Origin of the sequence: Streptomyces sp. NPDC093149 (assembly GCF_044754145.1) — a bacterium.
GTDB lineage: Bacteria > Actinomycetota > Actinomycetes > Streptomycetales > Streptomycetaceae > Streptomyces.
In genome coordinates this window covers 1-26,721 of record NZ_JBIVON010000008.1, presented here as the reverse complement: position 1 = coordinate 26,721, position 26,721 = coordinate 1, and the positions used below count along the sequence as shown (strand labels likewise).

14 protein-coding genes and 2 pseudogenes are annotated in these 26,721 nt (G+C 69.9%); 5 read left to right on the top strand and 11 right to left on the bottom strand.

The window, feature by feature from the left end; translation table 11 throughout:
- Positions 1–80: 80 nt before the first annotated feature.
- Both ACIQCZ_RS23810 and abc-f read right to left on the bottom strand, forming a co-directional pair.
- Positions 81–209 (bottom strand): annotated as a pseudogene (locus ACIQCZ_RS23810) (antibiotic acetyltransferase); the annotation flags it as partial.
- Between the two features lie 47 nt (positions 210–256).
- Positions 257–1,876, bottom strand: a complete 1,620-nt coding sequence (abc-f, locus tag ACIQCZ_RS23805; RefSeq protein WP_402284702.1) for a ribosomal protection-like ABC-F family protein — start codon at positions 1,874–1,876, stop codon at positions 257–259.
- A gap of 160 nt (positions 1,877–2,036) precedes the next feature.
- Here abc-f and ACIQCZ_RS23800 point away from each other — a divergent pair, with 160 nt between their 5' ends.
- Positions 2,037–2,684, top strand: a complete 648-nt coding sequence (locus tag ACIQCZ_RS23800; RefSeq protein ID WP_402284701.1) for a TetR/AcrR family transcriptional regulator — start codon at positions 2,037–2,039, stop codon at positions 2,682–2,684.
- 373 nt (positions 2,685–3,057) lie between these two features.
- Positions 3,058–3,339, top strand: coding sequence for a hypothetical protein (locus ACIQCZ_RS23795; protein ID WP_402285095.1), 282 nt, complete (start codon positions 3,058–3,060; stop codon positions 3,337–3,339).
- Positions 3,340–3,360: 21 nt separating this feature from the next.
- Here the strand turns inward: ACIQCZ_RS23795 and ACIQCZ_RS23790 are convergent.
- A pseudogene (locus ACIQCZ_RS23790) lies at positions 3,361–3,726 on the bottom strand (PIG-L deacetylase family protein); the annotation flags it as partial.
- 369 nt (positions 3,727–4,095) lie between these two features.
- Positions 4,096–6,597 carry a hypothetical protein gene (locus ACIQCZ_RS23785; RefSeq protein ID WP_402284700.1) on the bottom strand — a complete coding sequence of 834 codons (2,502 nt, stop codon included), beginning with the start codon at positions 6,595–6,597 and terminating at the stop codon, positions 4,096–4,098.
- A 155-nt stretch (positions 6,598–6,752) separates the two neighbouring features.
- On the opposite strand from ACIQCZ_RS23785, the gene ACIQCZ_RS23780 reads away from it, so the two are divergent.
- A complete protein-coding gene (locus ACIQCZ_RS23780) occupies positions 6,753–7,487 on the top strand; it encodes a TetR/AcrR family transcriptional regulator (protein WP_402285047.1) in 735 nt (244 codons plus the stop codon).
- A gap of 260 nt (positions 7,488–7,747) precedes the next feature.
- The gene (locus ACIQCZ_RS23775; RefSeq protein ID WP_402284699.1) at positions 7,748–8,077 is read left to right on the top strand and encodes an antibiotic biosynthesis monooxygenase family protein; all 330 of its coding nucleotides are present in this window, start codon (positions 7,748–7,750) and stop codon (positions 8,075–8,077) included.
- A 189-nt stretch (positions 8,078–8,266) separates the two neighbouring features.
- Here the strand turns inward: ACIQCZ_RS23775 and ACIQCZ_RS23770 are convergent, their stop codons facing one another.
- Positions 8,267–9,283, bottom strand: coding sequence for a helix-turn-helix domain-containing protein (locus tag ACIQCZ_RS23770; RefSeq protein WP_402284698.1), 1,017 nt, complete (start codon positions 9,281–9,283; stop codon positions 8,267–8,269).
- A gap of 273 nt (positions 9,284–9,556) precedes the next feature.
- Between ACIQCZ_RS23770 and ACIQCZ_RS23765 the strand changes: the two genes are divergently transcribed.
- Positions 9,557–13,258 carry a S8 family serine peptidase gene (locus ACIQCZ_RS23765; RefSeq protein WP_402284697.1) on the top strand — a complete coding sequence of 1,234 codons (3,702 nt, stop codon included), beginning with the start codon at positions 9,557–9,559 and terminating at the stop codon, positions 13,256–13,258.
- A 137-nt stretch (positions 13,259–13,395) separates the two neighbouring features.
- Here ACIQCZ_RS23765 and ACIQCZ_RS23760 read toward each other — a convergent pair whose 3' ends face one another.
- The 6 genes from ACIQCZ_RS23760 to ACIQCZ_RS23735 all read right to left on the bottom strand — a co-directional run.
- Positions 13,396–14,682 carry an MFS transporter gene (locus ACIQCZ_RS23760; protein ID WP_402284696.1) on the bottom strand — a complete coding sequence of 429 codons (1,287 nt, stop codon included), beginning with the start codon at positions 14,680–14,682 and terminating at the stop codon, positions 13,396–13,398.
- A gap of 88 nt (positions 14,683–14,770) precedes the next feature.
- A complete protein-coding gene (locus tag ACIQCZ_RS23755) occupies positions 14,771–14,977 on the bottom strand; it encodes an MbtH family NRPS accessory protein (protein ID WP_351078794.1) in 207 nt (68 codons plus the stop codon).
- An 86-nt stretch (positions 14,978–15,063) separates the two neighbouring features.
- Positions 15,064–16,560, bottom strand: coding sequence for an amino acid adenylation domain-containing protein (locus ACIQCZ_RS23750; RefSeq protein WP_402284695.1), 1,497 nt, complete (start codon positions 16,558–16,560; stop codon positions 15,064–15,066).
- Positions 16,557–19,901, bottom strand: coding sequence for an amino acid adenylation domain-containing protein (locus ACIQCZ_RS23745; protein WP_402284694.1), 3,345 nt, complete (start codon positions 19,899–19,901; stop codon positions 16,557–16,559). The genes ACIQCZ_RS23750 and ACIQCZ_RS23745 overlap by 4 nt, the downstream gene beginning before the upstream one ends.
- The gene (locus ACIQCZ_RS23740) at positions 19,894–21,693 is read right to left on the bottom strand and encodes a carbamoyltransferase (RefSeq protein ID WP_402284693.1); all 1,800 of its coding nucleotides are present in this window, start codon (positions 21,691–21,693) and stop codon (positions 19,894–19,896) included. The genes ACIQCZ_RS23745 and ACIQCZ_RS23740 overlap by 8 nt, the downstream gene beginning before the upstream one ends.
- A 50-nt stretch (positions 21,694–21,743) precedes the next feature.
- On the bottom strand, positions 21,744–26,721 hold a 4,978-nt coding region (locus ACIQCZ_RS23735; RefSeq protein WP_402284692.1), incomplete at its 5' end, for an amino acid adenylation domain-containing protein.

Genomic DNA, 26,721 nt, shown 5'->3' with positions numbered 1-26,721 from the left:
GCGTAGCGTTTCCTCAGGAGGAGCCCGGCTTTCGCAGGGTCGGTCGTTCTCGGTCAGGGTTCGTTCAATGGATCGGCGGCGGGCCTTGACGTGTAGGAGAACTCCCCGACCTCGATCAGCGGCGAGGTGATCAGCGGCTTGAGCAGCGCCACCCGTGGCTGCTCGGGCAGCGGATGCACCACGGTCGGGTCGGCGTGAACACGTGACATCACGAAGTGCTTCCTCTTTGAAGGGATGCCTGCGGGGCCGGCGGGCCTCAGGCCTGGGCGGTGGACGCCGCAGTCGGCTGCACGGCCAGATGGGCGCCCCGCCAGCGCCGCCGCAGGCGGCGATCATGGCTGACGATGACGACTGCGCCGTTGTACCCGGTCAGAGCGGCTTCCAGTTCTTCGACGAGGGCGGGTGACAGATGGTTGGTGGGTTCGTCGAGCAACAGGACGTCCGACGGCTCGCTGAGCAGTCGCGCCAGAGCGAGACGCTGCCGCTGTCCGGTGGACAGCCGGCCGACCGGCACCATGAGCTGATCGCGGTCGAACAGGCCGAGGGACAGCAACCGTTCGGTGTATCCGGCCGCCTCCCCCGCCCGTCCACGGGCGAAGGCGGTCAGTACCGTCTCGTCCGCTTTCCCGGGTCGTGGCTCCTGGGGGAGGTAGCCGATCCTGCCGCGACGGTTGACGCTCCCGGTGTCGGGGGCGACTTCCCCGGCCAGGACACGGAGCAGGGTGCTCTTGCCTGCTCCGTTCGGCCCCGTGATCAGCAGGCGTTCGCCCGCCGTGACGGTGAGGTCGGTGCGGTCGAGCCGGTCGTTGACGGCGATGCCGGCGGCGTCGAGTACGACGCCCTGCAGGCGGCGGGTCCGCAGTACGGGGGTGAAGCGCAGTGGCTCGGGCGGAGGCGGGACCGGGTCGGCAAGCAGGCGGCGCAGTCGCTCCTCGGCGTTGCGAACCCGGCCTGCCAGCGACTGCTGCACTCGGCCTCCCGCCCGGTCGTAGGCCATCTTGTTGCCGTCCTTCATCGGACGGCCGTGGGCCACCTGGCGGGCGGTGGTCGCGGCGGCCTCGCGAAGCCGGTCGACGTCGGCCCGCCACTGGTCGTGCGCCTGGACCCAGCGTCGTCGGGCAGCCGCCTTCTCGGCGAGGTAGCCGGTGTAGCCGTTGCCGTACCGGACGACGCGGAGCCGGTCGGCGTCCACCTCCAGCAGGCTGGTGGCGACACGTTCGAGGAAGACACGGTCGTGGGAGACCGCCACCGTGCTGCCCCGTCGGGTGCGCAGGTGATTTTCCAGCCAGCTCAGGGCAGCCTCGTCGAGATGGTTGGTCGGCTCGTCCAGCAGCAGCACCTCCGGTGCGGCCGCCAGAACGGCCGCCAACCGCAGCCGGACCTGTTCTCCGCCCGACAGACTGCCCACGGTACGTTCGCGGCCCACCAGCCCCAGGCCGAGGCCGTGCAGGGCACGTTCCACCCGGGCGTCGGCGTCGTAGCCGCCACGCAACTCGAAGACCGTCATCAGTTCGCCGTACTCGGCCATGCCCGACTCGTCGCCATCGGCCATCGCGGCCTCCAGACGACGCATTCGCTGCTCGACTGCGCGTAGATCTCTCAGGGCCCGGTCGACGATCTGCTGGACGGTCGCCTGCGGCGCCAGTCGCTCGTCCTGGGCGAGATAGCCGATGCCGCCGGCGGCCTGGACGACGACCTCCCCCTGATCGGGCCGTTCACGCCCGGCCAGCAGGCGCAGCAAGGTGGTCTTGCCGGAGCCGTTCTCGCCGACGATCCCGGTGCGCTCGCCCGCGGCGAGCGAGCAGGTCACCGAGTCAAGGACGAGCCTGCCGTCGAAGGACTTGCTGACGGCGAGCGCAGTGATCTGTGTAGGCATGCAGGCACTCCAGAGCATTCGAGAACAAGGCGGCCGTCAAGGGCCGCGCGGCCGGGCGAACGCTTCGGAAGAGCATCGATCGATCACTCCACTAATGCGACAACTGTTGTTTTAAGATGCTGTCATACCACTGTCCCCCTGAGCAATCGGATTACCGGCTATGACTCCCACCGACCCAGGACCGGAAAGCACCCGGCCGCCTCCGACGCGACGCCGGCCCGGAGGCCGCACCGCCCGAGTTCGTACGCAGGTGCTCGACGCGGTCCTCGCGGAACTCGGCGAACACGGCTATGACGGGCTCACCATGGACGCCGTCGCCGCCCGCTCGGGTGTGCACCGCACAACGGTGTACCGGCGCTGGGTGGACGTCGGCGGCCTGCTCGCCGACGTCCTCGACGCGGCGAGCGACGACGACTGGCAGCCACCGGACACCGGCTCACTGGAAGGCGACCTGGCAGCACTGAACCTGGAGATCCAGACAGCCCTGACTGCACAGCCACCGATCGTCGCAGCGCTGATCGCCGCCTCGTTCCGTTCCGAGAAAGCCTTCCACGCCCAACAACGGCTCTGGGAGGACCGATACGCCCGTTGCGAGATCGTCGTCGGCCGGGCTGTCCGGCGCGGCGAACTCTCACCGCACACCGACGCCCGGCGACTGCTCATCGTCGCCACCGCGCCGCTGTACCACCAACTCGTGCTTCTCCGCACATCACCCGACCCGCACCTGCCCGGTCACGCGGCCAGAACCGCCGCCCTCGCCGCAGCCGCCGGCGCTTTCGCCGAGTCCCCGTCAGCGGGCCACACCTGAGGGAGACTTCACCGGTCCGCAACCCTTCGAAGGCATGTGCTCCGGCCTCTTCCACCACCTGGTGGAGGCGTCTGTCCCAGCCCGGCTCCCGCACGCGCCCAGAGCGCGGAACTACCAGGCAGTGGGGCCGACGAGTTCGGTGAAGGGCCGGCGTGCGGCTCTGGGGATGCCGAGGCGTTGGCGTGCCTCGTGGACGGCGTCGAGCTGATCCGCGGCCGACGGGCCCCAGTCGAAGAGCTCGACGGCCTGTTCTGGGGTGGCGAGGACGCGAGTGCAGACGTGACCGGTGGCCGGATCCGGTGGTGAGCCGATGCGGGGCGCCCGGGACCGGCTCGGGCGTGAGCCGTGTGAAGTGCTCGGTTCGGATGATCTTGTGGCGGGTTTCTTCGGGCAGGCGGACGAGGACGCCTGGCAGGGAGCGCTCGCGGGCGACTTCGCCTTGATGCGCGAGGATCGCGGCCCACTTCACAGCAATCCACGGGGTTACGTCCACGAGCGTGGTGACGTACTCGTCCGGGACGCGCAGCACGCTCTTTCCGACACCCGCGAGCAGCGGTGCCAGCTCGCCGACGTCGCTGTCGGGGTGGGTGGCCGCGTACAGGGCTTGAGGCCGCCAGGGGGCGCCGGCTTCCGGATAGAGGTGCGGGAGGCCTGAGGCTTCGCAGGCGAGGAGGGCGATCTGGTGGGTGCGGCGGTGGTCCGGGTGGCCTGTCATCTGGCCGAGTACGTCGTGGGTCACGACGATGTCAGGGCGGAAGCGCCGCATGTGGTGGACCAGTCGGGCGACGGCCTCGTCGAGGGGCGTGTCGATGAGACGCGGCCGGCCGGGAGCAGAGGAGGGGTTGCGTGCGTCGGCGTAGCCGAGCATGCGCGGTTTGCCCGCGCCGAGTACGTCCAGGGCGTCGGCGAGGTGGGCCGCACGGGGACTGTCTGCGGCCCAGGTGGTGGTGACGACCGCGGTGCGGTTCCCCGCGGCGGTGTGCTGGGCGATCGTGCCGCCCGCGAGCAGGGACTCGTCATCAGGATGCGCGAACACGCCCATCGGAGACGGGGGAGTGGATGGCGTCACGGGGTGCCTCCGGCTGGTGAACGGATCGATCGGGAATGCGCCTGCGCCGCCTCGCGGATCAGCGCGTCGACGACGTCCTCGTGGAGGCCGTCGAGGTGCCCGAGGACCAGGTGCCACAGCCCGGAGGCGTAGAGGTTTCCGGCACGGCGGGACAGCAGGAAACCTCCGGGCCCGTGGTGCCGTCGCGGCGCAGAATCAGCTGGACGTCGACCGGTTCCCGGTGTCGCTGCTCCGGCCGGGTGGTGAGGGAGCACCATGGAAGCGGCGCCGCGGTGACCTCGCCTGCCACGAGTCGAGGCTCGGCCACCGCCACGTGTTGGGCGCGCTCTCATCAGGGGGCGTCTACGATGCCCCTGGACCCCAGGCGAACGTGCGCACACGCTCGGAGACACGGAATCGCCGGCCGGAATTCTCAGCTGTCAACCGCCCACCGACGTGCAGCTCAGCACTCCAGTCTCCTTGAGTTCTCCGCAGCAGCACAGCGTCATCGCTCTCTTCCCAGGAATTTCCTTGCTTCTCCAGAGTCCTGAACTTCCTGGGTAGCTGCTGGAAGCAGGGGTACTCCACAGTGAGAACGTCGCCATCATCCATCGGAGGGGCGAGGACGGCGTGAGGGTTCTTCTTCTCGTCGTACCAGAGGTAGCACGGCTCCCAGGACTGGTAGAGAGAGGGAACCGGAACCGTACTCAACTGCCCGGTCCTGGACACCTCCGAGAACTCCAGATGGCCCGGCCGTCCTAGTCCGTCACAGCCGCCGGAATTCACTCCGGAGAGCAGCAACCGCCCGTCGGGTCCGGGTTCGACCACGTCGGGGTAGGCGTTGGCGACGGTGAGGGCGGATGGCTGGAGGCGCGAGTTGACGCGAAACAGCTTGGGGCGACAGTCGTTCCACGGAATTCCGATGAGTGAATCGCCCGAGCTCGCCGCTTCGCCGTAGAGATCAATCGTCGCACAGCCTCCGGTTCCGCAGTATTTCCTGGCCACCTCCCAGACTTCTTCTTGGGTCTGCCCGCGGTGGAGCGTCGCGGGGTTCTCCAGGTGAACAGCGGTGGGCTCTTCTTGCCCGATGCGATACCGGGCGAAGCCGGCTTCCTCACCACCCAGCGTGTCCCATTTGGAGAGCAAGGCGTCTCCCGCGAAGGAGAACCGACAGCTCCCGCACTCCCAGCTGCCGACCTTGCCCGTCGCCAGATCAGCCAGGTAGACGCGCCCCTCGTCATGACCGGATCTCGTCGGGGCGGTGCTCCAAGCGAGTTGTTCGCCGTTCGGTGACCAGACAAGCCGGCGGGCCGCCATGCCCGGGGGAATCGGGGCGACGCGGTCAGGGCCGGCTTCGCCCGTCCTGACCTCGATGCTGCTCTGCGTGGCGTAGGCCAGGGTCGGAGGGATCTTGCGTTCCCAGAGTGGCACTTTGTAGAGCGGAATCGTCATTCCGACCTGCCGGCCGGCGAACTCACCTGCGCTCACCTCCATGCCGGCGCCACCTTCGATGAACCCTTCGACCTTGGCCTTTCGGTTCAGTGGTTCGATACTTCCCTCCACACCGGTTCCGAATTCCAGGAAGAATTCTGTAGCAAAAACATCCAGGGGTACGCCCGCCACAAGTTTGACCCTGAAGCCGACCTTTCCCTTCAACTTCCCTTCTGTGGCCCCGGCCAGCTTGGAATCATACTTGGCAGGATCCTTGTCCTCGATATGCGCTGTAGCGAAAGGTCTCAGGCTGAGCCGGGACTTCACCGTGAATTCATTCTCAATCTTCGACTCAATCTTGAGTCCTGTCGCCGCCTGGGCTTCGACCCCTCCGAAGACCGACAGTTCAGGACGGACGGTGAATGGTCCGACGCGCGCCAGCACGGCGATCATCGCGCTGGCCACGTGAGTCTTGTCCAGGCTTTCCTCCCATTCCCAGCCGCAATGCGCAGAATGTGGGGTACCCCAGGTGGTCTTCAGGGAATATTTGATCTTTGCTTGAAGCTGCGCCCAGACAAGATCGGTCTCATCGAACCCCATATCGGTTCCGGTGAGGTCGACGCTGGGCCATTCGCCCTCCGCCTTGAACAGCGGGTGGTTGATCCCGCATGAAGCCTGACCGCCTTTGACCTTGCCCATCCGTGCGTCGATCTTGAGGGCTACCTCGGCCTCGGGCTTGGGGATCGGCGGATCCGCCGCGTACGCGGCCGGCACCACGTCCGAGGCCGCCGCGCTCCCCTTGCGTGCAGCAGGGAAGCGCAGGACAGCCTTGGGCATGGCCTCCTGCAGCCGCGCCGGTGCCGTTTCGACGGCCAGCACGGACTTACGATGCTCGATACGGACTACCCGCCGCAGCAGGCCTTTGGGCGTCTGAGGCCCCTCGGCTGCGAGAAGGATGTCGCCGGTCTTCAGATTCTGTGCGCTCTCGGCATCGGCCCGGAACAGCAGCTCTTGATCCTTGCCCGTGGTCGTTCTGGCCAGCCCGGGGTTGGTGTGGTCGAGAATGCGAGCCTTGTCGGCAACAGCGATCTGGTAGTCGACGATCAGGCGCGCCGACTCGCCGCTGTCGACTGTGGTGGTGAGCACGTCACGCGAGGTGTAGTAGGTCGCGTGGGCCGCCTTGAACGGTGCAGGTGTCACGCGGACGGATCCCGGGGGTACCTCCACGGTGGCGGAGGCCGTCACTGAACGCCTGAACCCGCCGGCCCCGGTGACCGTGACGGCTGACCGGGCATCGCCGGGCAGCCCTTTGATCTCGATGGCAAGGCGGGTGTCGGATTCTTGAATCTTCCAGAAGGCGACCCCGCCTCCGGCCAGTAGTGCGAGCACCACAAGGACGCCGAGCCACCAGGCCCGTCTGCGTTGCATGGTCATGCGTTATCCCTTCACGGCGCCACGGTGAGGCGTGACACCCATCAACAGAGTGAAAGGTATTAACCACATAACATGGTGTCACTGCAACTGGGAGATCCATCAACTTCGCAGCGGCTTGGCCGAGTTGCTGAGCCGAGAGTCATTGAGAGGTGAAGATGCGCCCCTCCGTCAGGGGAGAGACCGGTCGGCCCGCGTCACGTCGGGAGCGCCTGCGCGTCGAGCTGGAGCACGACGCGCTCGCGGCGGCGCGCCGGCTCATCGCCACGCAGGGCGTCGAGGCCCTGAGCCTGTCGGCGGTGGCCCGGGAGCTGGGGGTCACGCCGCCGGCGTTGTATCGCTACTTCGAGGGAAAGCCGGGCCTCACGCTCGCGGTCTACCAAGGCGTCACGCGTGATTTCGTGTCGACCGTCGCCGACGCGGCGGGGACGATGGACCCGGAGGATCTCGGTGGTCAACTCTACGCAGCTACAAGGGCAGTGGTGGACTGGTCGGTCGCGAACCCTGGTGAGTTCGATCTCCTCATGGGCGCGGGCTACGCACGGTTGGTCGCCTCAGGGCAACACGTCGACCAGGTGCTGATCAGGGAATTGGGCGGTCTGTTCGGACAGACCTTCGCACAGTTGTGGCGCCGGGGCATCCTGCGGTACCCGTCTGTGAAAGACATGGAGCCGCGCCTTCGGGCACAGGTGACGGCGTACGGACGGTTGATGGAGCACGACTACCCGCCAGGGGTCGCCATGGTGATGATCACGTGCTGGCGGCAGATCTACGGGCTGCTCTGCATGGCCGTCTACGGACACATGGCCTCGTCATTCGATGACTACCTGCCCTTGTTCGAAAACATGATGGACGACCTCCTCGCCCTGTGCGGTGTGCCGCGGAAGCGGTGAGCGCGCGCCGCGCCCGTCGGGGAGAAGCTGAGCGTGTCGCCGTCGGCGAGCTCGGTGCGCTCCAGGACGAGAGGCGTCAGCTCGACCGGCGCGTCGGGCGCGTAGCCGAGGAAGGCGTAGGCGCCCGGCCAGCCCCTCCGCCTTGCGACGGGCAGCACGACTGCTGTGGTGACGGTCCCGATTCGAGCGGCGTCCCGCGGATCCATGCCGTACACGAGCCGCTCCTCATCCTGCCGACTGCCGTGAGGCAGGATGAGGCCATGAGCGTAGTCAAGATCAACGTACTGACCGTCCCCACCGAGCAGCGGATGACGCTGGAGAAGCGCTTCGCCTCCCGTGCCCATGCTGTGGAGAACTCCGACGGGTTCGAGTGGTTCGAACTCCTCCGCCCCGTCGAAGGCACCGACAACTACCTCGTCTACACGCGGTGGCGTGATGAAGAGTCCTTCCAGGCCTGGATGGAGGGCCCCATGAAGACGGCCCACCAGAGCGGTGGCACGGAGAGCAGTGAGCGCCCCAGGCCGGCGGCGAGCCAGTCCACACTGTGGTCCTTCGAGGTCGTGCAGCAAGCGGCGCCGCCGAGCGCGTAGCCAGGACACGTCAGCCGGGGCAACGAGGTGACTCAGGAAGTACGCCGCGCGTTCGCCACGAACTGAGCGGCACGCCCTGCCGCCGGCCCGGTGAGTCCGTCAGATCAACCGGCATTCGACCTGACGGACTCACCGACGTCCGCTGCGGGACGGGAACAGCGGCTCGTATCTCATGAAAGCCACCTCCTCTCATGGCAGCCACCCCCGCCGCGCCGCCTGCCACACCAACTGCGTCCGCGTCGCGGCACCGGCGCGCTGCATCAGTACCTGGATCCGGCGCTGCACCGTGCGCTGACTGACCCGTAGCTGCGAGGCGATCGCCTTGTCCGCGACCCCGGCGACGACCAGGGACAGCAGATACCGCTCGTCGTCGGCGACGTTCGCGCCGGGTCGCTGACTGCCGCCGAAGTCGGCCAGTTCACCGGAGTCCGTGACGTGCAGCGGCGACGCCGCCGCCCACTGGCTCTCGAACAGCGCGATCAGAGCGTCGAGCAGGCTGCTGCCGTGCACCACCGCGGCCGTAGGCTCGCCCAGTGAACCCCCCGAACCACCGTGCATCAGCGGGCAGATGGCGATCGAACCGTCCGCGATCACCATCCGCACCGGAAGCGTCCCGGTAGCCCGCGCCTGCTCACCCGCGCGGATACTCCGGGCAACGTTGTCGACCATGCCGGGCTCCTCCAGCAGAGCGCGCTCGTATATAGCCTCGTACCGCACCCCACGGGCGAGCAGCTCCCACTCCTCGTCGTTCTCCGCCGCAGGCATGGCCACATGGCCGGCCTTGCAGAGCCAGCGCATCTCACGTGCCCCGTAGGCCATATGACGCAGCCGCTGTCGGATCACACTCACCCCCGTGATCACCTCGACGAGCTGCCCGGCGTCATGCCGCCGCCCCGCGGCCCGGTACTCCTCGGTGAGCTGCTCCACCCCCCGCCGCGCCGACTCCAGCGCCTCATGTCCACGCAGCAGCAACGGACGCAGCGCCGCATCGGGCGCCACCGGCACATACCGCACCGCGCCCCCCGGAGGCGAGACGGCCACCCGTCCCACCAGCCCCTTGTCGTGGAGCGAGGCCAACAGCCTGTGTGCCTGGGCCACTTCGAGCCCCAACTGCTCCGCGATCACTGCGGCATCAGCCTCACGCATCCCGACGAGGAAGCGGTACACCCGCTCCTCCCCCTCCCCGATCCCCGCGGCCTCCAGCATGTGCCCGCCTCTCACGACGCCCCCACCCACCCCGACCCACCCCAACCGATGTACCACCCACCGGAAACAGCGTGATCTAACCACACCCGCACGCCGGGACGATGTCCGCGCTATCACGTACGACGACCTCCCGACTGCGATACGCGCAAAGTGGCGGCGAGCGGACATGTCACTTCTTCGTCAGGCGCGGCCGTAGCGTCGGTGCCCCTTCCTGCCAAGGCTTGACCCGCCGGTCGCGGAACCCTCCCTGCCGGCGGAAGGAGAGCGTTCAGCATGCGTTTCAGGCGAAGAGCCGCACTGCTCAGCTTCACCTTGGCGACCACCATGGCCACCACCCTGGCCGGCGGCGGTCTGGTGTACGGTGCCACCCCCGCACCGAAGACCGGGGAGGACGCGGTAACCACCCCGTCCCAAGCAGAAGTCCGCACCTCGAAGGTCACCCTCGTCACGGGGGACCAGGTGACGGTGGCCACGAGGGCGGGCAAGACCCTCGCCGTCAACATCCTCCCGTACCACCGCAATGCGGCCGAACTGCGGACGTACGCCGTCGGCACCGATGTGTACGTGATCCCGCGCGACGTCGAAGCGCTGGTGCACAACGGCCAGGTGGACGGTCGGCTGTTCAACGTCACCCAGCTCATCGCCCAGGGGTACGACGACGCCCACCACGCGTCGACCCCGATGATCGTGCGCTACGCGTCCGGCGCCAAGGACACCGTACCCGGCGGAGCCCGCCTCACCCGGAAACTCCCCGGCCTGCGCGGAGCCGCCGTCAGCGCCGACAAGCGCAAGAGCGCCACGTTCTGGGAGGCCATCGACGACGACAGCGCCCGCGCAGGTACCCCCAAGGCCCGCCTGTCGGGCGGCATCCAGCGCCTCTGGCTGGACGGGCAGGTCAAGGTGCTCCTCGACAAGAGCGTCCCGCAGATCGGCGCCCCGGAGGCGTGGAAGGACGGTTTCGACGGCACCGGCGTGAAGGTCGCGGTGCTGGACACCGGTGTCGACGCCACGCACCCCGACCTCACCGACCGCATCGTGGAAAGCCGCAGCTTCGTCCCCGGCGAGACGGTGCGCGACGGCCACGGCCACGGTACCCACGTCGCCTCCACCATCGTGGGAAGCGGAGCCGCCTCCGGCGGGAAGTACCGGGGCGTGGCACCGGGAGCCGGACTGATCGTGGGCAAGGTGCTCGACGACGGCGGCAGCGGCTCGGAATCCTCGATCATCGAAGGGATGGACTGGGCCGCGCACTCGGGGGCGAAGGTCATCTCCATGAGCCTGGGCGGCGGAGAGGGCGCCGACGGCACCGACCCCATGTCGATGGCGGTCAATGAACTGACGGCGCAGACCGGCGTGCTGTTCACCATCGCGGCGGGCAACAGCGGCCCCGCGGCGACGTCCGTCGGCTCACCCGGAGCCGCCGACGCGGCCCTGACGGTCGGCGCCGTGGATTCCACCGACACGGTCACCGACTTCTCCAGCCGGGGCCCACGAGGCGGTAACGGCGGGCTCAAGCCGGAGATCACCGCGCCGGGCTCGCGGATCGTCGCCGCCCGCGCCGCCGGCACGACGATGGGCACACCGGTGGACGGCTCGTACACCACCGCGAGTGGCACCTCCATGGCCACGCCGCACGTGGCCGGCGCCGCCGCGATCCTCGCGCAGCGCCACCCCGACTGGACGGCGGCCCGTTTGAAGAGCCAGCTGATCAGTACGGCCAAGACCACCCCCGCCACCTCCGTCTACGCCCAGGGCGCCGGCCGCGTGGACGTGGCACGCGCACTCCGGCAGCCCGTATCGGCCAGCGGCACGGTCGACTTCGGACTGCGGGACTGGGACGCCACCGCCCCGGTCGGGAAGAAGATCGAATACGTCAACGACGGCGACCAGCCGGTCACCCTCGCCCTGAAGGTCGAGAACGCGGGTGAGGAGCTGCCGCCCGGAGTGCTCAGCCTGGGAGCCGACTCGGTGACCGTGCCGGCGCACGGGACCACCGAGGTCGACCTCACCCTCAACACCGTCGGTGTGACGACCGGATCGCACGGCGCGCACGTCACCGCGGTCTCCGCCGACGGGCGGACGGCGGCAGTGACGGCGGTCGGCTTCGGCCGGGACGTACAGCGCTTCGACGTCACGCTGAAGGTGCTCGACCGCGACGGCAAGCCGACGAGCGGCATCGCCGCGGTCACCGCCTGGCAGCTGGGCCGCTACGGGCTGCCCGAGACGTACCCGGTCGCAGCGGACGGGACCGTCGTGGTGCGGGTACCGCGCGGCGAGCACGCCTTCATCTCGGAGATCTTCCACTACAATTCCGACTGGAGCCGACTGGAGGAGTACACCTACGCCGCCCGGCCGGGCACGGTGATCGACTCCGATCGGACCTTCACCCTGGACGGCACCAAGGCCGGCCCGGTCACCATGACCACCTCCCGGCCGACGGAGACCAACCGCGCCCGCATCGGTCTGAACTTCCAGGCCGTGGAGGGCGACCTCATCCACGACCGCGAGACGTGGCTGGACGGCGAGACGGCCGTGTACTCCATCCCGTCGCAGACCGCGAACGAGCGCTTCGAGTCGCGCGTCGGCTGGTCGCTCGGCGCACCCGCACTCGACGCCCGCCTCGTCGGGCACGGCAACCGGGCCCTGGACGCGGCCTACCTCGAGGGCTGGACGGGCTCCGCACGTATCGACGGCACCCGCGTCCTGCGCGTGGCGAAGGCCGGCGAGGACGTCCGGGGCAAGCTCGCCCTGGTGAAGCGGAGCGCCGAGCGCACGGTGCGGGAGCAGGTCGACGACGCCGCGAGCGCGGGTGCGCTCGCCATCCTCATCTACAACGACGTGCCCGAGAACTGGCTCGCAGGCAACTGGGGCTCGACGGCCACCAAGATCCCGGCGATGACTCTCTCCGGCACCCAGGGCGAGGAGCTGGCGGCCCTGGACAACGCCGTGATCAGGATCTCCGGTACGGCGGTGAGCCCGTACGCCTACGAGCTGCTGAAGTACCGCAAGGGCGGCATCCCCGCCGACCAGCGCTACCGGGTGCGCGACGAGGAACTGGCCACCGTGGACTCCTCGTTCCACGCTTCGACGCCGGTCACCGAGGGCGGATACGCCCGGCTGACGCGCTCGCCGATGCAGCCGACGGCGTACTTCGGCTTCGACCGAGTGGTCCTGCCGCGCTCCCGGACCGAGTACGTCTCCGCGGACGTGCCCACCTGGGAAGCGGTGAAGGCGGCTCCCGTGTGGACGTCGGACGGCTCCTGGATGGTGACGAACGCCTCGACGCTCAAGGCCGGACAGCGCGTGCACCGCGACTGGAACAAAGCCGTGGTCCGCACCGCGCTGCGGGACGGACAGTCCAACTCGGCCGTCCGGCAGGGCGATGTCGGTGTGGTGGCGTCGGGCGGTCTGCTCGACACCGCGCCGGACCAGTCTTTCTCCGTCGAAGCCGCCGGCGACAAGGCGCTGTCCACCGTCTACCGGGACGGCCAGCTCCTCGGCAGCGTCCGTTCGGCGCCCGTCGCCTTCCCGATGACGGCAGAGCGCGCTGAATACCGCGTGGTCACCGACGTGCAGCGGGACGCCCCCGGCTGGACGACCTCCACCAAGGTGCGCACCGACTGGCGCTTCCACTCCGAGCGGAAGGAAGGACTGACCCTGCTCCCCGTCCTGTCGGTCGACTACCGACTCGACGTCGACCAGGCCAACAGCGCCCGGCCGCACTCCACCACCCGCATCGGACTGGGCGTGCGCCACCCCAAGGGCCTGAACGGTCTGAAGCTTGCCGGGGCGAAGCTGTGGGCCTCGTACGACGACGGCGCGAACTGGCGGCAGGTCCGCCTCGACGGCGGCCTCAACGGCACGATCGGCAACCCCGCGAACGCGGGCTTCGTATCGCTGCGCGTGCAGGCCACCGATGCCGATGGCAACACCATCGAGCAGACCGTGACCCGCGCCTACCAGATCCGCCGCTGACCGATGCCGGGGCGCCCGCACCGCAGGCGCCCCGGCGCGCGCGTTCACCCGGCGTCCGGGGCACAGGCCCCGTCCCGCGCGCCCCTCTTCGTGGAGCCCTGCCACACTGCGCTCGGCGCGGCCCGTTGTGGCGGGGCTCACCCCACCCGCGGCTCGCCCGCGGGTTCGCCGCTGTCCTGCTCGCGCGCTGGGGCCGCGCCCGGTGCGGGCCCCTCGCCGGCCGGGGCGTCCGCCACCGACGGCACCACCTCCGGAGCGGGAATCGAGCGGACCAGCAGACTGACCGCGCACGCCACCGTGGTCACTGTCATCACCAGGTACATGACCCGGTAGTCCAGCACCCCGATCAGCGCGGCGCCCGCCGTGAGCGACAGGGCCTGCGCCCCGTCCTTCGCGGTGTTGACCGTGGCGTTGACGCGGCCCTGCATGCGGGCCGGTGCGTACAGGTGCACCGCCGCGCCCAGCACCACGGCCACGAACGGCAGTCCCGCACCGATGAGTGTCGTCCCGACGAGGAAGAGCGCCACATCGCGGGAGACGCACAACAGCAGCCCCACCGCGACGAGTCCGTAGCCGACGCAGCTGGTTCCGACGTCCCCCAGCCGCCGTACCACCGTCCCGGAGATCAGACCGCCGAGCGCGGAACCGGCGCCCTGGATCGACGCCATGACCCCGACGAACGCCGCCGGGCGTCCCAGGCCGTGATCGACGGCGGCGAAGGCCGCGGTCTCCAGCATGCCGATGCCGCCGAGGAAGACGACCATCGCCAGCGTCAGCCGGAACAGCAGCGGTATGCCGCGCAGATACCGCAGGCCGGCGGCGAGGGAGGTGGTGAAGGACTCCTCGACAGGATCCGGTTCCGACTCGACCACCCGGACCGAACCGATCAGCAGCGCCGCCGCGCTCAGTGTGAGCGCCCCCAACACGGCCAGTGCGACACCGCCGAAGGCCACGTACACCCCGGCGCCCGCCACCGGGGAGGCGATGCGCACGCCCTCCCTGGTGGCGATGAGGAGCGACCTGGCCTGGACGGCGTCGGACGACGGCAGCAGGTCCTTCAGCAGCGCCTGCCGGGCGGGCGTGGAGACCAGCACCCCGTAGGCGAGGGCGACCACATAGATGATCCACAACTGGCCGGAGCCCCGGACGGCCAGCAGCGACAGCACGAGAACCGCCATGCCGCCGTACATCCTGACCAGCAGCGGTTTGCGATGCACCCGGTCCACGAGGTGCCCCAGCAAGGGCGCGGACAGGCCCGGCACGGTGAGTGCCAGCATGACCAGACCGGCGGCGGCGTTCGAGCCGGTGAGGTCCTTCGCCCAGATGGCGAGTGACAGAAACATGGCGCTGTCCCCGAAGCTGGAGACCGCCTCGCCGGCGAACATCCGACGGAACTGCGCATTGCGGCGAAGAAGCGCCCACACGGCTGACCTCCACTGCTGGCTGGGATACGACCGGGGAAGGCACCCGTACGACGACGGATTCCCTCCCCGGCCCTCGGTCGGTGAGCTGTCAGTTCTCGCCCATGGCCACCCGCAGGCTCCTGGGGCGCATGTCCGTCCAGACCTCGTCGATGTGGGCCAGGCACTCCTCGCGCCCGCCGCTGAAGTCCGTGCGGTGCCAGCCGGCCGGGAGCGGCCGCCCTTCGGCCCAGAGGCTGTACTGCTCCTCGTCGTTGTGGACCACGCTGTACCGGGTGCCGGTCGTCTGCTCGCTCATGAGTCTGCTGCCTTTCTGACTGACGGTTGAATCGACTGGAAGGATCAGTTCGGGCGCACGACCGGTGACGGTGTGCCGTGCCTTGTTCAGGGGCGTCTCAGGCGCTCCTCGACGATCCGCCGCACCTCGTTGCGGTCGGTCTTCCCCGAGGCGTTGCGCGGCAGTTCGTCGAAGAACAACAGGCGCCCCGGCCGCATGTGGACCGGCAGGTCCCGCCGCAGGCGTTCGCGCAGCGCGGCCTCGGCGGCTCCCGGGCCGACGGGTTCGCCCTCCCCGGCCCGGTACACCACGGCGAGATGCAACTCGGCCCGCCCACGCAGCGCTTCGGTCAGCAGGGCGACCGCCTGCAAGACGCCCGGGGTGCGCTCGGCGACTGACTCGATCTCGCCCAGCTCGACCCGGTGTCCCCGGATCTTCACCTGGTCGTCGATCCGGCCGTGGAAGAAGTACTGCCCGTCGGCACCGATCCGCACCATGTCACCGGTCAGATAGGCACGGGAGCCGTCGGGGCCGGTGGTGAAGGACCGGGCGGTGAGACCGGGCTCACCGACGTAGCCGCGCGCCACACCGACCCCGTAGAGACAGAGTTCACCGACCTCGCCCTCGGGCACGGGCTGCCGCGACCCGTCCAGCACCTGGGCGCGCAGGCCGGTGATCGGTACGCCTATCGGCAGCGGGTCCCGGTAGGGGGGACGGACCTCGGTGCACAGGCCGCAGACGGTCGTCTCGGTGGGGCCGTACCCGTTCCACAACGTACCGACGACCCCGTCCAACTCCTCGGCCAGCGCGGCGGGCAGCGCCTCCCCGGCGCTGACCAGGTGGGTGAAGGCCCGCTCACCGGCCAGGAAGGGAAGCAGCAGCCGCAGCTGACTGGGTGTGGCGTACGCGGCGCCGGGCGCCTGGGCGAGCAGCCATTTCGCGAAGAACTCCGGGTTGCGCGCACACCGCGACGGAGCGACGGCGATCGTGCCGCCGCTCGTCAGCGGCACCAGCATCTCCGGCACCGACATGTCGAAGACGATGCTGCTGTGCGCGAGCATCCGGTCGCCCGGCCCCAGGCCCATGGACTCGGAGAAGTGGTCCAGCATGGTGAGCAGCCCGGTGTGCTCGATCTCCACCCCCTTCGGGAGCCCGGTCGAGCCCGAGGTGAACAGGATGTACGCGGCAGGCTCGCCCGCGCCCGGCGGGCCGGCGGCCCAGGTCGCCCCCGCGGAGACCACGTCGGCGACGGCGGCGCGGACGATGCCGTCGGTGTACGGAAAGGGAACGGCCGCCTCGCAGCCCGCCTGTCGGACCTGGTGGCGGCGGCGCTCGGCCGGCGCGGCCGGATCGAGCGGCACCGCCACCGCGTCCAGCAGCCAGGTCGCCAGCAGGGCGACCACGTAGTCGGTGCCGTACCCGCACTCGACGGCGACCCGCGTTCCTGGGCGCACCCCGGCGGCCGACAGCCCGGCCGCGCGGGTGCGGGCGGCGGACTCCAGTGCCGCGTAGCTCAATTCGCCGCTCTCGTCGACGATCGCCGCGGCGCCCGGCTGGACCTGCGCCCAGTGCAGGAAGCGGCCCAGAGAAGGAGCGGAGCTCACAGCTCACCTCCCGTCAGTTCCTGCCGCACGAGGGTGGTGAGTCCGCGCAGGGTGGGATTCTCGAAGAAATCGACCAGATCGATCGTGACGTCCAGCTCCTCGCCGAGGAGGGCCAGCAGCCGCATGGCCTTGATGGAATGTCCGCCCGCGTTGAGGAAGTTGTCCTCCGGCCGGACGCTCCCGGCGCCGAGCACCTCCTGCCAGAGCGCGGTGACCGTGCCGTCGACCGGGTCGCCGTCCTGTGACGGATCGGCGGACTCTGCCGGAGCACAACCACCGGCCGCCGCCGACGTCGACAGGAGTGCCTCGCGGTCCGCCTTTCCATTGGCGGTGACGGGGATGCGGTCGACGACGATCAACGTCGGCAGCATGTACTGCGGCAGTTCGCTGCGCAGTCCGTCCCCGAGCACGGTGACGTCCAGGGCCGCCTGCGGTCCGTCCCCGGCGGTCTGCGGTGCCACGAAGGCGGTGATCTCGATGCCGTCGTCCGTCGCACGTGCGTGCACGACGGCGTCGGCCACCCCGCTCTGTCTCCGTACCGCCGCCTCGATCTCGGCGAGTTCGACGCGATGGCCGCGCACCTTCACCTGGTCGTCGAGCCGCCCCACGTACTCGTACCGTTCACCGGGCAGGACCCGTACCTGGTCGCCCGTGCGGTAGAGCCGCTGCCCGGGACGCCCGGCGAACGGGTCGGGGACGAAGGCGGCGGCGGTCTGCGCCGGGGCGTCGAGGTAGCCGTGGGCGAGCCCGTCGCCGCCCACGTACAGTTCCCCGGTCCCGCCGGTACCGACCCGGTGCCCGGATGCGTCGAGGACGTACGCCGTGCTGCGCGGGAGCGGTCGGCCGAGGGGGACCACGCCCTCGGCGAGATCCTCGGCGGTCACCTCGTGGGTGGTGCTGAACGTGGTGTTCTCAGTGGGGCCGTAGCCGTTCACCACAGCGGCGGGCGGGGCGGCCGCGAACAGCTTCCCCAGCCTGCGTGCATCGTGCTTCTCGCCGCCGAAGAGCAGCACCCGGAGATCCCGGAAGGCATCCGGCGCGAAGTCCACCATCTGATTGAGGAGCGTCACGGTGAGGAACATGACGGAGATGCGCTCGTCGGCGAGGAAGGTACGCATCCGCCGCGGAGACAGCAGGACGTCCCGGTCCGCGACGACGAGAGTGCCGCCGCCGGCCAGCGCCCCCCAGATCTCCAGCGTCGCCGCGTCGAAGGCGGGATTGGAGACATGGGCGACCCGGTCGGCGGGGCCGAACGTCACGAAGTCCGCGTCGGGCACCAGCCGTACGACGGCGCGGTGCGGCACCACCACTGCCTTGGGGCGGCCTGTCGAGCCCGAGGTGCAGATAACGTAGGCGACATCGGCGCCGGTGACCTCCGCCGGGGCCACCGGGGTCTCGTCCGTGACGAGCAGCTTCTCCAGCAAGTGGGTGGGCACGACCTCCGCGAGCAGTTCGGCCGCGGCGTCGTCCGCGACGACGGCCACCGTCGCCGCGGTCCGCACGATGTGCCGGGTGCGCTCGGCCGGCTGAGCGATGTCCACCGGCAGGTAGGCGGCGCCCGCGTACAGGATGCCGAGACATGTGATGACCGACCCGATGCCACGCTCCATGGGCACGGCCACCACCGCGCCACGGCCGATCCCGGCCGTCCGGAGCCCCGCGGCCACAACGCCCGCCCGCCGGTCCAGCTCCCCGTACGTCAATGTCGTCCGCCCGTGTCGCACCGCCGTCGCGCCGGGGTGCTCCACGGCCCGGCGGTGCACCCTTTCGTGGATCGGGACGAACACGTCGAGCACGTCCGTACCGCACTCCGGTAGCGGGGCGTCCGGTTGCGCGAAGGCCTCGTCGACGGCCGCCACCATGCGTCGGTGGAGGGCGGCTGCCGCCTCGTCGGTGAACAGGTCCGTGGAGTACTCCAGTTCGCAGACCGTTCCGTGACCGGTCCGCGTGACCAGCCACAGCACCTCGTACTTCGCGGTGCCCGTGCCGATCTGCTCACGCTCGGCATCGTGACCGTCCCACCGCAGCCCGCACCGTGTGGTGTCCATGTAGGTGAGGGCGGTCTGAGCCAGCGGGGCCCGCGAACGGTCGGTGCCGGACCGTACCTCCTCGACGAGCGTCTGGAACGGCACCTCCTGATGGGCCAGGGCACCGGTCACCACACGACGCACCAACCGCACCACGTCACGGGCCGTGGCCCCCGGCCGGACGGTGAACCGCAGCGGGAGCGTATCGACGAACATGCCGACCTCGCCCGCCTGGGCGGGACCCCGCGACGAGGCCGGCACGGCGAGCACCAGATCCCGGTCGCCCGTCACCGCGATCAGGCCGGTCACATAGGCGGCCACCCACGCCATGAACGGACTGAGCCGTTCCTCCTCGGCCGGCGACAGGATCGTCGACACCTGCTCGTCCGTGAGCAGGATGCGATGGGCGGCGCCGTTGACACCGGGCCGCGCAGGACGGGGCAGATCGTGCGGCAGGGACAACGCCCCCGGGCAGCCGGCGAGCATCGTCCGCCAGTGGTCCAGCGCCGCTCCGGCATCCCGGGGCCGTACGGACACGGCCTGACGACCGGCGGATTCCCGCTCCCATCCCGAGCCCTGCGAGCCCGAGTCGCCCTCGTAGAGGTGCTGGAGCTGAGTTTCGAGGAGGTCCAGCGACACCCCGTCGCACACCAAGTGGTGCACGGTCAGAATCAGTTCAGCGCCCGCGTCGCCCCGGTCCACGACGAGTGCGCGCAACAGCGGCGGCCGGCCGAGGTCGAACGGTGTGCGCACCTCGGTGTCGACGAGCTCGCGCACACTCCCGTCCGACACGCCCCGCGCGTCCACCCACCGGCACGCCACGGAGGCCTTCCGCGCGGTCAGTGCGAGCGCGGGCTTCACGAAACCGCGCCGCAGTGCCTCGTGCCGGGCCGCCAGCGTGTCGAGCGCGGCGCGCAGCCTGATGACGTCGAGACCGCCGGGAAAGCGGTAGCGGACGGCGAGATGGTAGACGGCGGTTCCCGGGTGGAGCTGTTCGGCGGTCCACAGCCGTTCCTCGGCGGCGGTCAGCTCCCTCGTCTGCGGCGCTCCCTCGTCGGGGCCGGTGATCAACGCCGCCGACAGTGCGCCGAACTCCGGGTACTCGTAGAGGATGTCCAGTTCGAGCTCCTGGCCCATGAGTTCGCGCAGCGAGATCGCCACCTCCACGGAGAGGACGGAGTCGCCGCCCTCGTCGAAGAAGTTGCAGTCGTCGCGGACGTCGTCCAGGCCGAGGGCGTTGCGCCAGATCGCGGCGACGGCCTCACGGAGCTCCGCCGCGGAACGTGCCCCTGCGGGGGCCGGCCGCTCACTCATCGGTCGCACCTGCGGTCCCGGCGGCCGACGGCTGGTCGCGGGTCACCAGCCAGTCGCCGATCGCCAGTGCGTCCAGCGTCGAGCGGGCGTACGTGGCGACCGCGACGTCCGGCGTCCGCACGATCGGCTGGCCGCGCAGATTGAACGAGGTGTTGACCACCATCGGGATGCCCCGGTCGTCACCGACCCGGCGGATCAGGCGCCAGAACCTCGGCGCGCTCTCCCGGTCGACGGTCTGCACCCGGGCCGAGCCGTCGACATGTGTGATCGACGGCAGCCTGTCACGGTACTCGGGCCGCACCTGTGCCACGAACAGCATGTGACGGTACATCGACTCCTGACCCGGCTCGATCTCGAAGTAGGTGGTCGCCTCCTCCGCCAGGACGGCCGGCGCGAACGGCCGGAACTCCTCACGCTGCTTCACGACGGTGTTCAGATGGGCGCGCATGCCGGGCGATGCCGGGTCCGCGAGGATGCTCCGGTTGCCCAGCGCGCGCGGGCCGAACTCCATCCGCCCCTGGAACCAGGAGACGACCTTCCCCGCGCCGATCAGCGACGAGACCTCGGCCAGCAGTTCGTCCTCGGCCAGCTTCCGTACGGTGAATCCGGCACCCAGCCCACGCAGCTGCGCCTCGATGTCCGCGTCGTCGAACTCCTCGCCCCAGTAGGGCATCATCATCGGGGCCGGCGGCGCCGGTACGTGCTGCTGGAGCTGCCACAGAGCCGCGCCGAGGGCCGTACCGTCGTCCCCCGACGCCGGCTGCACGAACACCCGGTCGAACAGACCGCTGCGGGCGATCACTCCGTTGGCCGTGCAGTTCAGCGCGACACCACCCGCCATGCACAGATTGCGGGAGCCGCCCGCGCCGTCCGCCGTCTCGCGCAAGACGTACAGGAGGCTCTCCTCCAGCTTGCGCTGGACGGTCGCCGCGACATCCATGTGCCGCTGGTCGAGCGGTGCCTCCGGATGCCGGGCCGGACCGAACAGCTCCTCCAGCCGTCGGATGGCCCCCCGGTGCGTCTCACGCTCCGTCGGTGACTTGTCGTGCGCCAGAACGGGGACCAGCAGCCGTCCGCCCGGAGCCCTGCGCACCAGTTCGTCGGCCACATTCGCGTACCGGCTCGCGTCCCCGTAGGGCGCCAGGCCCATCACCTTGTACTCGTCCATCCCCGGCAGGAACCCCAGGTACTGGGTGATGACGCTGTAGAGGATGCCCAGTGACGCGGATATGGAGTAGCTGCGCACACCGTGCAATGCGTCACCGCTGCCCCGCAGCACCGACGTGGACTCGGCCTCGCCCATGCCGTCGGCCACCAGAACCGTCGCGTCGGAGAACCCGCTCAGGTAGTAGCTGCTGGCGGCGTGGGCGACATGGTGGCCCACCCGGACGAACTTGCGCTCCCAGTCCTGGTCCGGATAGTGCGCGCGCAACACCTCGTACTGCACGTCCTCGCTGTACACCTCGTGGTACCAGCGCCGGGCGAACTCGTCGCGCTCGAAGGCGACGGACGGCTCGTACCGGAAGCCGTGCGCGACGAAGTCGACGTCGTCCAGGGTCACTCCGGCCATTCTCAGGCAGGCCTCGACCGCGTCGACGGGGAAGGCCCCCGTTCCCTTCACCCCGTCGTGCCGCTCCTGCGCCGAGGCGGCGATCACGCCCTGCTCCCCGACCAGGGCCGCGGCCGAGTCGAGGCCCTGCACCACACGCTGTTCCCGCCGGTCCAGACCGGGCAGCATGTTCTTCTTGACGGACAACGATCGGTCGAGTCCGCTGACACCGAGCACCAGCACGTCGAGTTCCTTTCGAAAGGGTCCAGCCGGATTCGGATGTGTACGGCGGATCAGGACCGGCCGGACACGCCCCCGTCGGTCTGATCTGTCGGATCGTCCGGGCCGGCGAACGCCTTGGCCACGTCCCCGATCCAGGGCTCCCGCATGAGCTGGTAGTGATCGCCGTCGGTGTACGAGACACGCAGCGTCCCGGCGCACCGCTCCCACCCGGCGATCTGGGCACGGACCGCCGCCTCCTCGCTCCGGCGGGACACCACGAGGTGCACGGGGCCCGGGTAGAAGGAGGGCCGGTGCCCGGCCAGGCCGGACAGCATCCCCTGCCAGAACTCCATGAGTGACGCGGTGACGGGCCCGTTCAGCTCGGCCAGCGCCTCCGCGTCCACGCCGAGCAGTCGCAGCACGTCGTCGATGGCGTGCTCCGCCAGGAGCCGGCGCGGTCCCAGCCGTGCCACATCAATACGCAGCCGCTCCAGCGCCTTTGCGTCCGCAGCCGTGTCCGGCCCCTGTCGGGGAGCGGCGTCGATGACGACGACGCGATCGGCCACGATGCCCCGGTCCGCCAGCCGCGAGGCGACCTCGTGCGCCAGCACACCGCCCGCCGACCAGCCCGCGATCACCGGCCGCCGCCCCCGGAGCAGGGGCGCCAGCTCGCGGGCGTAACCCGACGCCAGCGAGGCGAAGTCCGCCGTGTCCCCGCCGCCCATCAGGTCACCCTGGACCCCGAGGACCTCGAAGGACCCCGAGATCCGGGCCGTCAGATCCCGGTAACAGAAGAGCGTGCCGCCGAGCGGATGCACCAGCACCAGCGGCTGGAGCCCGGGAGAGCCGCCGAGGCCGATGACGCTGCGCGGGCCGCCGCTTCGGCCCCTGCCCTCACGCTCGTGCCGCGCGTCGTCGAGGTACGCCGCCTGACCCGCCAGTGTGGGGGTGCTGTACAGCTGCGGCAGGGGAACCGTGGTGCCGAACGCGGTGCCCAGCTCACCAGCGAGCCGTACGGCCAGCAGACTGTGACCGCCGATCGAGAAGAAGTCGTCCTGCCGGTCGGCACGAAGGCCGAGGAGCTTGTGCCACACCTCGGCGACGCGCCGCTCCGTCCGGGAGAACGCCGACTCCGTCGTGCCACGCACCGGTTCGCCCGGACCCCTGATTTCTTCGGACGTCCCGATTCCTTCGGGACCCGTGCCGGGGCCGGTGGTCAGCAGGGCGCCACGGTCCAGCTTTCCGGCCGGGGTGAGCGGCAACGCGTCGACCACGACGAAGTGCGCCGGAACCGCTGCCGACGACAGCCGGGAGGCGGCATGCCGTCGCAGTTCCCGCTGGTCCGGGGCACCGCCCTGGGCCGGTACGACGTTCGCCAGCAGCCCCTCGTGGTCCGGATGGCGGCCGACGATCGCGCCGGCCACGCCCGGATGGGCGCGCAGCACCGCCTCGACCTCCTCCGGCTCGACGCGCTCGCCGAGCACCTTCAGCTGGTGATCGACCCGCCCCAGGAACTCAAGATCGCCGGAGTCGGTGAGACGGCCGACATCACCCGTGCGGTAGAGACGACTGCCCGCCGGGCCCCAGGGGTCCGGCACGAATCGCTCGGCCGTGGCCCCGGGCCGGCCGAGATAGCCCCGGCCCACCCCGGCGCCGCCGACACAGATCTCACCCGCGGTGCCGGGCGGCACTTCACGCCCTGCGGCGTCCAGGAGATGGATCCGGGCGTTGGCGCAGGGCCGGCCGATGACGGGCTGGCCGTCACCGGTCACCCGTGAGACGGTCGCCTCGACCGTCGCCTCCGCAGGCCCGTAACTGTTGAACACCTGCACCCCGGACCGTGCGGCCAGCGCCGCCCACAGGTCGGGCGGGCATGCCTCGCCCCCGAAAACGAGCAGCCGGGGCGGCCACGGGGCATCCAGCAATCCTTGCTCCACCAGGAGTTGAAGCTGGACGGTGGTCGTGTCGATGACGTCCACGGCCCGCTCACGGTCATGGGCGAGGGCGACGAGATGTCCGGGGTCTCGCCGCTGCTCCTCGTTCAGCACGCACAGTGTGTGACCGTCGAGCACCAGGAGGACCTGCGCCAGCAGGAAGTCGGAGATGTACGCCGACGTGCCGGTCACCACCCGCAGCGGCCTCTCGGCCCCCAACGAACGGGTACGCGCCAGCGGTGTTCCCACCGCGTAGGCGGCGAGGCTGCCGTGCTCGATCATGACGCCCTTGGGACCGCCGGTGGTGCCGGATGTGAACATCACATAGGCCAGGTCTCGGGCGCTCACGGACGGCAGTGCGGAACTGTCCGGGCCCTCCCCGGACCGCGAACCGGTCTCCTCCCGCATTGCCTCGTGCGTGACGGACGAAAGGTCGAACAGTCGGTGACCGCTCGGGGCGGCCTTCGGGTCGTCGGTGACCAGCACAACGGGCCGGGCCTGATCCAGCATCGAGCGCAGACGGTGTTCCGGCAGCCCGGGATCGAGCGGAACGAACGCGGCCCCCGCCTTCCACACCGCCCAGAAGGTGGTCAGCGCCGCCGATCCGGGCCGCAGGAAGATTCCGACGAGATCGCCGTGACGCACCCCGTCCCGGCGCAGCCGCCGGGCGAGCCGGTCACTGTCCGCGTCCAGCCGGGCCAGGCTGATCCGTGTTCCGCCGTCCTCGATCGCGAGCGCGTCCGGGGTACGGGCGGCCTGCCGCCGCAGCAGCTCGTGCACCGGAACCCTGCCGGCCGCCCGGGCGTCCGTCGTGTAGTTCAGCATGTCGAGCAGCGCCTGCTCGGACTCGCTCAGCAATGGCGTCCCGTACGCGTCCGCTCCGATGTCCGCCGCCACCGCCTCCAGTGCCCGCAGGTGGTAGTCGCGCAGCCGGGTGACCTGGTCGGCCGACAGCTCCGCGGTGTCGTACTCCAGCTCCATCCACATCCCGCCGAGTACCGACTCCCGGCTGAGCGTGACGCTGAACGGGAAGCTCGTGGGAGCCACGCCAGGGACGTCATTGCCCGGTCCCTCCTTGGCGAGTGCACCCGCCTCGGCGAGCGCACCGAACTGCGGGAAGCTGTTGTAGGTGAAGTTGACCTCGAAGAGCGGTGCACCACCCAGCTCGCGCCGGAGCGCGGCCATCGGATATCTGCGATGCGGCAGCATCTCGCGCTCGGCATCGAATACGGCCCGCGCCAGATCGGCCCAACTACCCTCCGCCAGAAGGAGCCTGAACGGCACGGTGTTGAGGAAGAGCCCCCGCACCTCGGTTCCGTCGGTCTCCTCCAGCCGCCCGTTGGCCGTCAGCCCGGTGATGACATCCGGGCTCCCCGTCGCCAGGCCCAACGCACGCAGATGGGCGGCCAGCAGCACCGCCTTGAGCGGAACACCGGCCTGCGCGGCACCGTGCTCCAGTGCGGCGAGGAGCTGCGGGGGCAGATGCGTGGTGACGTTGCGGTAGCCCGGCTCGTCGGACAACGCGGCCGAATCGCACCGGAGGCGGGTGTCGGGGCGGTCGGTGAGGAGGTCCAGCCAGTAGGTGGTGTGTGCGGGGTTGGTGAGTGCTTCCTGTTCGGCTGCGATGTAGTCGCGATAGGTGGAGCGGAGGGGTGGAAGCGATGGAGTGCTGCCGTCGAGGAGGGTGTGGTAGGTGTCGATGATCTCGGCGAGGGTGGAGGCGAGGCTCCAGCCGTCGAGGATGGCGTGGTGGTCGGTGACGGTCCACTGGAAGGCGTCGTCGGACAGCACGTGGACCGTCATCCGGAACAACGGCGCCGCACCGATGTCGAACACCTTCGCCCGCTCGGTACGGACGCACTCCCGCAGAGCCGTGCGCTGCGCGTCATCCCCGAGTCCCCGCAGATCCAGCACCGTCAGCTGCACATCGGCTTCGGTGTGCACCAGTTGGAGCGGCTTGCTGTACCCGGTCAGCGCCAATGACGTACGCAGAACGGGATGCCGCTTCACCACCAGCGCGAGAGCCCGCCGGAAGAGCGGAGCGTCGAACGGACCGGCGACCGGAAGGTTCTCGACGTTCAGGTAGGGGTTGCGGTCGGGGTCGCGTTGCATTTCGTAGACCATGCCGATCTGGAGTTCGGCCATGGGGTAGGCGTCGTCGAGGTGGTGGGGGAGGTGGTTGCGGTCGTGGGGTGTGAGGAGGGAGAAGGGTTGGGTGGTGGGTGGTGTGGTGGTGGGTTGTGTTGTGGTTGTGGTGGTGGCGAGGTCGGCGAGTGTGGGGTGGTGGAAGAGGTCTTGGAGGTGGAAGGTGAGTCCGTTGTCGCGGGCTCGGCCGAGTATCTGGATGCTGCGGATGGAGTCGCCGCCGAGGTCGAAGAAGTTGTCGTGGCGGCCGATGCGGTCGACGCCGAGGATGTCGGTCCAGATCGCTGCGAGCAGTTCCTCCGTCCCCGGCAGGGGAGCGATGAACTCGGCCGACAGGTCCGGACGTTCGCTCGTCGGAGCGGGCAAGGCCCGCTGGTTGAGCTTTCCTTGCGGGGTGAGCGGGAGGGCGTCGAGGAGGACGAAGTTCCTCGGGATCATGTAGTCGGGGAGGTGGTCGGCGAGGGCGTCGCGGAGTTCGCTGGTGGTGGGCTGGTCGGTGCCCGGTTCCGGCACGAGATAGGCGACCAGGTCCGCACGGTCCTCGAGATCGTCCCGGACGACGACAACGGCCTGCAGGACCGCGTCCAGCCGGGCCAGCTGATCCTCGATCTCTCCCAGTTCGATGCGGTATCCGCGGATCTTGACCTGGGCGTCGGCCCGGCCGAGGTATTCCAGGTCGCCGGCGGGTGTCCAGCGGGCGAGGTCGCCACTGCGGTAGAGGCGGGAACCGGGGGACGGCGTCAGGTGATCCGGTACGAATCGTTGTGCGGTGAGTGCGGGTTGGCCGGTGTAGCCACGTGCCAGGCCCGCGCCGCCGACGTGGAGTTCCCCGACCACTCCGATCGGAGTGGGGTTCCCGTACGGGTCGAGGACATGGAGTCGGAGGTCCGGGAGGGGGCGTCCGATTCTGGACGTGTTGTTGTTGAGTTGGTGTTCGTCGATTTCGTTGGTGGTGACGTGGACGGTGGTT